Genomic DNA, 10,063 nt, shown 5'->3' on the forward strand with positions numbered 1-10,063 from the left:
GACGGAAACGATGAACGCGGCGAACGAAGAGGCTCTCCGACCGCGAGGGCTCTCCCCACGAAACCGGCGCATCGCCTACGGCGCGGGGATCACCGTCGTCACCGTCGCCCTGGTCGCGAACCTGATCGGTTCGACTCCCTGGCCCTCGGCGCTCCTCATCCGTCAGGTCTTCGCTCAGGGAAGCGCGAAGACCGTGGCGGAGCTCAACCGGCACCAGCCGGCCCCCGGACGCGTCGACGCGCGCACCGGCGTCCAGTACCGCCCGGGCGACCCGGACGCCACCCTCGACGTCTTCACGCCCGCAGGCATCTCGGCTCCCGCCCCCGTCATCGTGTGGGTCCACGGCGGGGCGTGGATATCGGGGAGCAGCGCCGACGTCGACCCCTATCTGCGCATCCTCGCCGACAAGGGCTACGTCACCGTGGGGGTCAACTACTCGCTCGGACCGGACCGGGTCTATCCGGCGGCGGTCGAGCAGCTGAACTCCGCGCTCGGGTTCGTCAGCGAACACGCGGCCGAGCTCCACATCGATCCCCGGCGCATCGTCCTCGCCGGGGATTCCGCGGGGGCGCAGCTCGCCAGCCAGCTCGCCACCCTGACCACCAGCCCGGACTACGCGCACCTTCTCGGGATCGCGCCCGCCCTCCGGCCCGATCAGCTCGCGGCGACCATCCTCCATTGCGGGGTGTACGACCTGGACGCGCTGGCCGACCTGACCGGCGTCAACGCCTGGGGCTTCCGGGTCGCGTTGTGGGCGTACACCGGCACGAAGGACTGGTCGCAGACTTCGGTCGGCAGCACGATGTCGACGATCAAGCACGTCACCCCCGCCTTTCCGCCGACGTTCATCTCGGGCGGGAACGGAGACGGGTTGACCTGGATGGAGTCCGTGCCGATGGCCAGAGCCCTGGCCCAGCAGGGGGTGCCGGTGACCGAGCTCTTCTGGCCGGCGAACCACCAGCCTGCGCTCCTCCACGAGTACCAGTTCCGGCTGGACTCTGCGGAGGCCGAGAAGGCTCTCGACGCGACTCTCGCGTTCCTCGACCGGACCGTCGGGGGTGAGCGGGGGTGAAATGCCGAGGGCGGGGCGTCGAGAGCGCCCTGCCCGGCGGGGGATCGCAGAGGATGGAATAGTCCGCGACGGGTAAGCGGACATCCCATCGAGTGCAGGGGCGACGGGCGGGTTCGGGTCCCCCCGCCGCCCCTCCACTCATCCGCCCGTCCGGCGTCGTCCGGCGGGCCTTCTCACAACACCTCCATCCCTGTCGTCGACAGCTGCTCGACGGCGAGGGAGCTGCAGGCCGTCCCGGTGAAATCGGTCACATCCACGGCGTCGGCGCTCTCCTCCGGGTAGATCCGGAAGCCGCGGGAGGGAGTGGCGCCGCACGCCGGGAAGTTGGCGTCATCCTCGACGACGATGGTGAACTTCGCCGATTTCTCGGGCCGGAGGTGCACGGCGGAGACCGGGCGACCGGTCTTCGACGCGGCGCCGATGGGGGAGCCCTGGGCATCGATGAACTCGACCACCGGCTGCCCGGCGACGGTGCACGCGTGCGTGCCCGTGTTCGTCACCGTCATGTCGACGGTCGTCTTTCCCATTCCGGGGTGTTCGACGCGCTGCTGCCGGAGGGAGAGGCCCCGGATCGCACACGGCGCGTCAGCCGCAGAAGAGAGGGGCGTGGTGCGAGGCGCGGGCGCGGCCCCGGAGCAGCCGACGAGCGCCGCGGCCAGTGCGGCGGGGGTGAGGGCGAGAAGGATGCGGGAGGCGGTTCGTTTCGTCATGACTCCAGCGTCCGCAGTACCCGGAGGGCGGCCGGCCCGGGACGGACGCCGCCTCCGGTATTCACCCGTCGCCTCGCCCGCGGGTGGCCGCCGGGTGAACCTGGTCGATCTCGACCCGCGGCCCCGCCCGTTCGCCCATCCACGGGGCAGCCTTGATGCATGAGAACGCGCACCGAGATCGTGGGCACGCCGCGGGAAGCCCTGGCCCGCGCGCGCCATCAGCTCGTCTGTGAGCTGCTCAACCTCCCGACGACCAGGACGGGGTCGGCGACGCTGCTCCTTCTCCTCATGACCGTCGACGAGATCAACCGGATCGCCGATGAAGCCGCTGCGAGTCGCCCCGAGGCCATGGAGGTCGCGGCGGACCACTTCCGCGCGGAGCTCGCGGCTCTCGACCGCTCGGTGGCGACGACCGACGAGGCGGCTCGTGCGCACCTCTCGCAGCTGCGCGCCCGATTGTCCCGGTGACACCGGATCGTCCCGGTGACCGGAACGTCGGCACGCGTCCGATGGTCGGTGCGGATCACCGCGACGAGACGCTGGGCGCGGCCCCGGCGGTCCGTGGCTGCGCCGCCGTCGGCGCGGTGCGATCGGCGAGCAGCCGGTGCGCGAGGTGCGCGAAACGCTCGAGGCGCCGCGGAAGATCGGCGTCGCTGCTGCTCGAGACGGCCTCGGCCGCCTCGAGGAACCGCGTCACGGCCGATACGTCCGACGGCGCGCAGGCGGTGAGGACCCGGGCGGCGGACGCCGGCACGCGTTCCTTCAGCGGCTGGAGCAGGTCCAGCGCCTGGGATTCGATGGAGCGGTAGCGGCGAGGCAGCCTCTGCGTGTCCGCGGCCTCCCGCGACCTCCGATCGAGCTCGACCGATGCCTTCTGAATGGCGCCGAGCGAAGCGGCCAGATCCCACGCGGGCGGCAATGCCGTCGGCGCCTCCTCGTCCGGTGCGATGGTGAGACCCTGCGCCCTCTGCAGCGCCGTCTCCGCCTCCTCGATGCGCCGACGCGAATCGTCGTCGAAGAGACCCGCGCTCTCCGCGTCCAGTGCAGAGAGGGCGGCACCCAGCAGCTGCGAATGCAGTGCGGCCGTCGCGATCAAGGCGTGCTCGGCTCGATCCTCGCGCAAGACCGTCGCCAGGCTGTGGTGAAGGCCGGAGAGGCGAGCCTGAGCGGCCGTGCAGGCGATTCCGTAGGCGCTCGATCCCAGTGCCGCGAGCACGACGAACGCACCTCCCGCGATCGCGACGGAGCGAAGTCGGCGCGTCCTGCCGTCCTGCGAGGCGCTCATCGCCGTGCCGCTGCGACGGGCGGGTGGTCGCCGTGTCGATGGACGAGCCTCCACACGCCCTCGCGGCGGCGGTAGACGTGCGAAACGCGGATGGTGAGCTCCGTCGCCGGTGCTCCGTCGACGCACAGCACCCCGCGTTCGGTGCTCACGGTGTAGGCGAGATCGGCGCCCTCGTGCACGATCTCGTGGTCGGCCACGAGGGTGCCCGCGCTGAATCGCGTCCCCACCCATTCCAGGGTCGCCCGGACGTCGTCGTAGCCGCGCTCCACCGTCCCGAACGCACCGAAGAGGGTGACATCGTCGCTGCGCTCCCAGCACGCGATGAACGGGGCCGGATCGCCGGCTCCCATCGCGGCCAGACCGTGAGCGGTCTTCTCGAGTGCGTAGGCGAGTGAGCCGGGTGGCATGGTCGTCGGCACGGGGTCCCTCCTTCGATCGGGCTGTTCGGTCGTCCGCCCAGCTTCCCGGTCGCGGGGGCCGCGGTGATTCCGTGACCGGCGCGGTCGCGCGAATTCACCCGGGGACCGCCGCTCGGCCGGCGTCGGCGGGCCGAGCGGGCTCGCGGGGGTGAATATCAGGGTGAGGGACGCCCCGCAGAGGTCCGCGACGATACCCTGCCCGGGTCGGCGACGGCACAGTGAAGACAGCCACAGACACGAAACCGGCCGCCTGGCCTCACACCGGAAGCATGGACATGAACAGAACCCGAATCATTCAGAAACGGCGAGGCCTTCTCGTCGTCGCCGCGTCGGTCGCGGTCGCCCTGGCGTCGGCGGCGCTAACTGCCTCGGCGGCGACGGCGGCGGACGCGGCGACGACCCACGCCGCAGCATCCACGCCCGCGTATCCCACCTACTACACCGGCTACAGCGACGCCGTCGGGATCGGCGGGGCGCCCATCGACGTGGCCTTCGACGCCTCCGGCCAGAAGGCCTATGCCGTGAACGAGTACGAGGTGTCGGTCTCCGTGGTCGACACTTCGACGAAGACCGCCGCCGACAAGATCTGGGGGTTTCCGTCGGTCCCGCTCTCGATCGCGGTGGACCCCCACCAGAAGGTCGCCTACGTCGGGATGGAGGCAGGGGTGGCCATCGTCGACCTGACCTCCGACAGCGTCACGGGGACGATCGCAGGGTACACGGGTGCCAATGCGACGTCGGTGGTCTTCACCCCCGACGGGTCCAAGGCTCTCGTCACCAATTCGATCAGCAACTCGGTCTCGATCATCGACACCGCGTCGGCGAAGGAGATCGGCGTCGTCTCCGGCTTCACCGGAGTGACCCCGAAGCACGTGGCTCTGAGCCGTGACGGACGCACCGCCTACGTCACGGACTCCGGCTCGAACGCGATCTCGATCATCGACGTCGCCTCCGGCGCGCAGACGGGCACGATCTCGGGCTTCACCGGCGTCGCACCGGAGGGTATGGCCGTCAGCCCGGACGGCACCATCGCCTATGTCACCAATATGGGCAGTGCCTCGATCTCGATCCTCGACCTCGCCACGGGCTCGCAGTCCGGAACCGTCGCCGGGTTCACGGCCGCCAACTCCTACGGTGCGACATTCAGCCCCGATGGCCGGAGCGTCCTCGTCACCACCGGAGGACCGGGCGGATACGGCATCGTCCTGCAGATCGATGTGGCCACGGCCACGGAGATCGGCGCTGTCGGCACACTCGACTCCGACCGGATGTATTACGGGAACTCGCCGTCGGGTATCGCTTTCCAGCCGGGAACCGACACCGCCTATGTCGCCGACTTCGACAGCGACGACGTCAAGCTCGTCTATCCTTCCAGCGCCCCGGCTTTCGAACAGGACGCGCCGCCGCTCACAGCGACGACAGGGACGCCGTTCGACTACACGTTCGTCGCAGCCGAGACCCCGGCTTTCGACCCGATGGGGTACGGCGTCACCGGCACCCTCCCGCCGGGCCTCGGCCTGAACCCGGGCACCGGCGCCGTGTCGGGGACGCCGACGACAGCCGGCAGCTGGACCTTCGCCATCACGGCGTACAACACGACCGGAACCACGTCGGGCGCCACCCACGAGATCACCGTCGAGGAGGCCGCCGCCCCGGCGATCACGAGCGCCGACCACCTCACCGGCCAGGACGGCGACGCGATCGACCCCTTCACGATCACCGCGACCGGAGCGCCGGCGCCCACGCTGTCCACTCCCACCCTGACCAGCGCGGACGAGCCCAGCACCGATCCGTCGAGCCAGCTCCTCCCGGACGGGCTCTCCTTCGATGCCGCGACCGGGAAGCTGACGGGCACCATCGCCGCAGGCGTCACGCCGGGCGACTACAGCTTCGACGTCACCGCGACGAACGGCACGAATCCGTCGGCGACGCAGCGGTTCACCGTGCACGTCGTGCCCGCAGCGGTGGCCAGCAGTCCGGCAGCCGCCCCCGGTGCGGATTCCCCCGCCCCCGCGACGGATTCGCCGACCGGGCACGCGGCGCAGGACCAGGAGTCCAGCGTCCTCGCCCACACGGGCTCGGATCTCGTCGGCGCCGGAATCGCCGCCGCCCTCCTCCTCCTCGGCGGTCTCGTGCTGTTGCTGATCGCCCGCCGCCGCCGTCGCGCAGCGCACCGCTGATCGCGTCGCACACGCAGAGCGCCGGAGAGATCATCGACCTCTCCGGCGCTCTGCGTGTGCTTCTGCGGTCGGGCGTCAGTGCCCTTCGGCCTTGAGCTTCTCGAAGCCCGCCTCGACGATCTTCTCGGCCTCGGCGGCGTCGCCCCAGCCCTCGATGGTGACGAACTTGCCCGGCTCGAGGTCCTTGTAGCGGGCGAAGAAGTGCTCGATCTCCTTGCGGGTCTGCTCCGGGACGTCGGTGATGTCCTGGATGTGGGCCCAGCGCGGGTCCTTGGCGGGAACGACGACGACCTTCGCGTCGCTGCCGGCCTCGTCGCTCATGTTCAGCACGCCGACCGGGCGGACCTTGACGCCGACGCCCGGGAAGGCCGGGTACTCGAGCAGCACCAGCGCGTCCACCGGGTCGCCGTCGAGGCCCAGGGTGTTCTCGAAGTAGCCGTAGTCCGTCGGGTAGACGAAGCTGGTGAAGAGCACGCGGTCGAGGTAGACGCGACCGGTCTCGTGGTCCACCTCGTACTTGTTGCGGCTCCCCTTGGGGATCTCGATGACGACGTCGTATGCGGCCATGTGCCGTTCTCCTTAGCTCTCGGAAAGACTGGAATAACGTTACTGGATGCACGTCACCGGTTCCCCTGAGCGCCGCCCGCGCCTCACGCCGCCCATGGCGGACGCCCGCCGCGCCGTTCGCGTCGCCCTCGCAGCGGCGGCCGCGCTGCCCGCTCCCGACCCGCATGACGACCACGGACCGCAGCGGCCCCGTCCGCTCGCCCCCGGCGCGCTCGTCCTCGTCGGTCTGAGCGGGGGAGCGGACTCCCTCGCCCTCGCGGCGGCCACCGCGTTCGAAGCGCCGCGGGCCGGATTCCGCGCCGGCGCGGTGGTGGTCGACCACGGCCTCCAGCACGGAAGCGCGGAGATCGCCGAGCGCGCCGCCGCCCAGGCCCGCGCGCTCGGCCTCGACCCCGTGCTGATCGAACGCGTGGAGGTCGCCGGCGAGGGAGGTCCCGAGGCCGCCGCCCGCACCGCCCGTCACGCGGCTTTCGATCGCGCCCGCGCCGCGACCGGTGCCGAGCGGGTGCTGCTCGGCCACACCCTCGACGATCAGGCCGAGACGGTGCTGCTCGGGCTGGCACGCGGTTCGGGGCCGGGGAGCCTGCAGGGCATGCTCCCCGACACCGGTGCGCTGCTGCGCCCCTTCCTCGGCCTGCGCCGGGAAGCCACCCGCGCCTTCTGCGCCGACTCCGGCCTGGAGCCGTGGGACGACCCGCACAACGACGACACCGCCTACCGACGGGTCCGGGTGCGCAACAGCGTGCTCCCCGTGCTGGAGCGCGAACTCGGCCCCGGGGTCGCGGAGGCGCTCGCCCGCACGGCGGAGCAGCTGCGGGAGGACGACGAGGCGCTCGACGGGCTCGCCCTCGAGTGGGCGCTCGAGCTGGTCAGCCAGACCGACGACGGCGCCGTCGCGCTCGACGTGCGCGGGCTGGCCGCCGACCCGCCTGCCCTGCGCCAGCGCATCATCCGCCTGGTCGTCTCCGCCGAGTTCGGCGTCTCCCTCTCTCGCGCGCACACGCTCGCCGTCGCCGAGCTCATCACGGACTGGCACGGGCAGGGTCCGCTCAGCCTGCCAGGCGTTAGAGTTGTGAGGCAGAACGGGCTGCTCACGTTTCACCCCAACAGCTAAGGACAGCACCCTCCCCATGGAACTCACGGACGTCGCCAACGACCTGACCGAGATTCTGATCACCGAGGAGCAGATCCGCTCCCGCATCGCCGAGCTGTCGCGCGAGGTCGAACGCGACTACGCCGGCAAGGATGTGCTCCTGATCGGCGTGCTGAAGGGCGCCGTGATGGTGATGGCCGATCTGTCGCGCGAGCTCAAGCTCCCGGTCACCATGGACTGGATGGCTGTCAGCTCGTACGGCAGCGGGACCCAGTCGAGCGGCGTCGTCCGCATCCTGAAAGACCTCGACACCGATCTGAGCGGCAAGACCGTGCTCATCGTCGAGGACATCATCGACTCCGGCCTCACCCTCTCCTGGCTGATCTCCAACCTCCGCAGCCGCGGCCCGGAGTCCATCGAGATCTTCGCGCTGCTCCGCAAGCCGGACGCCGCCCGCGTCGAGATCGACGTCAAGTACGTCGGCTTCGACATCCCGAACAAGTTCGTCGTCGGCTACGGCCTCGACTACGCCGAGCGGTACCGCACCCTGCGCGGCGTCGGCATCCTCGCCCCCGCCGTCTACAGCTGACGCGCGCGTCGAGGCGGCGCAAAGTGCGGGCCTGAGCGCCGAGACGGCTGACTATTCGCCGTCTCGGCGTCGAGCGCGCCCAGAGCGAACACGCAGCGCTCCCACAGCGGTCAGGCGGTACTGTGGTCGCACCATGAACGTCAAGAAGATCTTCCGCGGCCCGATTCTCTACGTCGTGCTCGCAATCATCGCCGTGTGGGTCGGTTCGAGCCTGATCACGATGTCGGGTTTCAAGGGAGTGTCGACGCAGGAAGGGCTCAAGCTCCTCTCCAACGACAAGGTCTCCAGCGCGAAGATCGTCGACGGCGAGAACCGTGTCGACCTGACGCTCAAGGAGGCCGACGGCAACCTCGGCACGCAGGTGCAGTTCTACTACGTCACGCCGCGCGGCGCCGACATCGTGAAGGCGGTCGACGACGCGAACCTGCCGAAGGGCTACGACGACGAGGTGCCGCAGCCGAACTGGTTCGTGAACATCCTCGGCTTCCTGATCCCCGCGCTGCTCATCGGCGTCTTCTTCTGGATCATGATCTCGGGCATGCAGGGCGGCGGCAACAAGGTCATGCAGTTCGGCAAGTCCCGGGCGAAGATGGTCACCAAGGAGACGCCGAAGGTCACCTTCGACGACGTCGCCGGGTCGGACGAGGCCATCGAGGAGCTCGAGGAGATCAAGGACTTCCTCAAGGAGCCGGCCAAGTTCCAGGCGGTCGGCGCCCGCATCCCGAAGGGCGTGCTGCTGTACGGCCCTCCCGGAACCGGCAAGACCCTGCTCGCGCGCGCCGTCGCGGGTGAGGCGGGCGTGCCGTTCTACTCGATCTCGGGGTCGGACTTCGTCGAGATGTTCGTCGGCGTCGGCGCGAGCCGCGTTCGCGACCTCTTCCAGCAGGCGAAGGAGAACTCGCCCGCCATCATCTTCATCGACGAGATCGACGCGGTGGGCCGCCACCGTGGCGCCGGTCTGGGCGGCGGCCACGACGAGCGCGAGCAGACGCTCAACCAGCTGCTCGTCGAGATGGACGGCTTCGACCCGAAGACCAACGTCATCCTGATCGCGGCGACCAACCGCCCCGACATCCTCGACCCCGCCCTGTTGCGCCCGGGCCGCTTCGACCGGCAGATCGGCGTGGATGCGCCCGACCTGCAGGGCCGCAAGAAGATCCTCGAGGTGCACGGCCGCGGCAAGCCGCTGGCGGCGTCGGTCGACCTCGAGGTGCTCGCCCGCAAGACGCCGGGCTTCACCGGCGCCGACCTGGCCAACGTCCTCAACGAGGCTGCCCTGCTGACCGCGCGCTCGAACGCGCAGCTGATCGACAACCGCGCCCTCGACGAGGCCGTGGACCGCGTCATCGCCGGACCGCAGAAGCGCACCCGCGTCATGAAGGACCAGGAGAAGCTCATCACCGCGTACCACGAGGGCGGCCACGCCCTCGCCGCGGCGGCGATGCGCCACACGGACCCGGTGACGAAGATCACGATCCTCCCGCGCGGCCGCGCCCTGGGCTACACCATGGTCATGCCGCTCGAGGACAAGTACTCCGTCACCCGCAACGAGCTGCTCGACCAGCTGACCTACGCGATGGGCGGCCGGGTCGCGGAGGAGATCGTCTTCCACGACCCCACCACCGGCGCCTCGAACGACATCGAGAAGGCGACCTCCATCGCCCGCAAGATGGTCACCGAGTACGGCATGAGCGCCGACATCGGCTCGGTGAAGCTCGGCCAGGCCAACGGCGAGATGTTCCTCGGTCGCGACATGGGTCACCAGCGGGACTACTCCGAGCGCATCGCCGAGCGCGTGGACGCGGAGGTGCGCGAGCTCATCGAGAAGGCGCACGACGAGGCGTGGGAGGTGCTCAACAACAACCGGGCCATCCTCGACCGCCTGGCCGCGTCGCTGCTCGAGCACGAGACCCTCGACCACAACCAGATCGCCGAGATCTTCGCCGACGTGCAGAAGCTCGAGGAGCGTCCGCAGTGGCTCTCCAGCGACAAGCGCCCGATCTCGGACGTGCCGCCGATCGAGTTCCCGAAGGCCAAGGCGCCGATCGACTCCGGCGCCGTCGACGGCGGGGTGGACTCCGAGCCGCCGTCGAAGCCGAAGCGCTCGCCGGCGATCAAGCCCCGGCCGGCGACCGCCTAGGTCGCAGA

Annotated in this window: 10 protein-coding genes; 6 read left to right on the forward strand and 4 right to left on the reverse strand. The window is 70.2% G+C overall.

Going from position 1 to position 10,063, the window contains the following annotated elements; genetic code table 11:
* The first annotated feature begins 10 nt into the window (after positions 1-10).
* Positions 11-1,072: an alpha/beta hydrolase gene (locus LLS1_RS07040; protein WP_226654309.1), complete on the forward strand. Its 1,062-nt coding sequence runs from the start codon at positions 11-13 to the stop codon at positions 1,070-1,072.
* A 173-nt stretch (positions 1,073-1,245) separates the two neighbouring features.
* Here the strand turns inward: LLS1_RS07040 and LLS1_RS07045 are convergent, their stop codons facing one another.
* Positions 1,246-1,782 (reverse strand): DUF4232 domain-containing protein, encoded by a 537-nt coding sequence (locus LLS1_RS07045; RefSeq protein ID WP_226654311.1) that lies wholly within the window; start codon positions 1,780-1,782, stop codon positions 1,246-1,248.
* 159 nt (positions 1,783-1,941) lie between these two features.
* Here LLS1_RS07045 and LLS1_RS07050 point away from each other — a divergent pair, with 159 nt between their 5' ends.
* Positions 1,942-2,250 carry a hypothetical protein gene (locus tag LLS1_RS07050; RefSeq protein ID WP_226654313.1) on the forward strand — a complete coding sequence of 103 codons (309 nt, stop codon included), beginning with the start codon at positions 1,942-1,944 and terminating at the stop codon, positions 2,248-2,250.
* Between the two features lie 55 nt (positions 2,251-2,305).
* On the opposite strand, the gene LLS1_RS07055 is transcribed toward LLS1_RS07050, so the two are convergent.
* Positions 2,306-3,067, reverse strand: a complete 762-nt coding sequence (locus tag LLS1_RS07055; RefSeq protein WP_226654315.1) for a hypothetical protein — start codon at positions 3,065-3,067, stop codon at positions 2,306-2,308.
* Positions 3,064-3,486 (reverse strand): nuclear transport factor 2 family protein, encoded by a 423-nt coding sequence (locus LLS1_RS07060; RefSeq protein WP_226654317.1) that lies wholly within the window; start codon positions 3,484-3,486, stop codon positions 3,064-3,066. Before LLS1_RS07060 ends, LLS1_RS07055 begins: the two co-directional genes overlap by 4 nt.
* A 275-nt stretch (positions 3,487-3,761) precedes the next feature.
* Between LLS1_RS07060 and LLS1_RS07065 the strand changes: the two genes are divergently transcribed.
* Positions 3,762-5,666, forward strand: a complete 1,905-nt coding sequence (locus LLS1_RS07065) for a putative Ig domain-containing protein (protein WP_226654318.1) — start codon at positions 3,762-3,764, stop codon at positions 5,664-5,666.
* A 75-nt stretch (positions 5,667-5,741) separates the two neighbouring features.
* Here the strand turns inward: LLS1_RS07065 and LLS1_RS07070 are convergent, their stop codons facing one another.
* Entirely contained in the window at positions 5,742-6,233 is a 492-nt protein-coding gene (locus tag LLS1_RS07070) for an inorganic diphosphatase (RefSeq protein WP_223358013.1), read from the reverse strand.
* 46 nt (positions 6,234-6,279) lie between these two features.
* On the opposite strand from LLS1_RS07070, the gene tilS reads away from it, so the two are divergent.
* From tilS to ftsH, 3 genes are all read left to right on the forward strand, one after another.
* Entirely contained in the window at positions 6,280-7,347 is a 1,068-nt protein-coding gene (tilS, locus tag LLS1_RS07075; RefSeq protein ID WP_226654320.1) for a tRNA lysidine(34) synthetase TilS, read from the forward strand.
* Positions 7,348-7,363: 16 nt separating this feature from the next.
* Positions 7,364-7,915 (forward strand): hypoxanthine phosphoribosyltransferase, encoded by a 552-nt coding sequence (gene hpt / locus LLS1_RS07080; protein ID WP_223358011.1) that lies wholly within the window; start codon positions 7,364-7,366, stop codon positions 7,913-7,915.
* 133 nt (positions 7,916-8,048) lie between these two features.
* Positions 8,049-10,055: an ATP-dependent zinc metalloprotease FtsH gene (ftsH, locus tag LLS1_RS07085; protein ID WP_226654322.1), complete on the forward strand. Its 2,007-nt coding sequence runs from the start codon at positions 8,049-8,051 to the stop codon at positions 10,053-10,055.
* Positions 10,056-10,063: the final 8 nt, after the last annotated feature.

This window comes from Leifsonia sp. LS1 (assembly GCF_020521355.1).
Classification (GTDB): Bacteria; Actinomycetota; Actinomycetes; order Actinomycetales; family Microbacteriaceae; genus Leifsonia.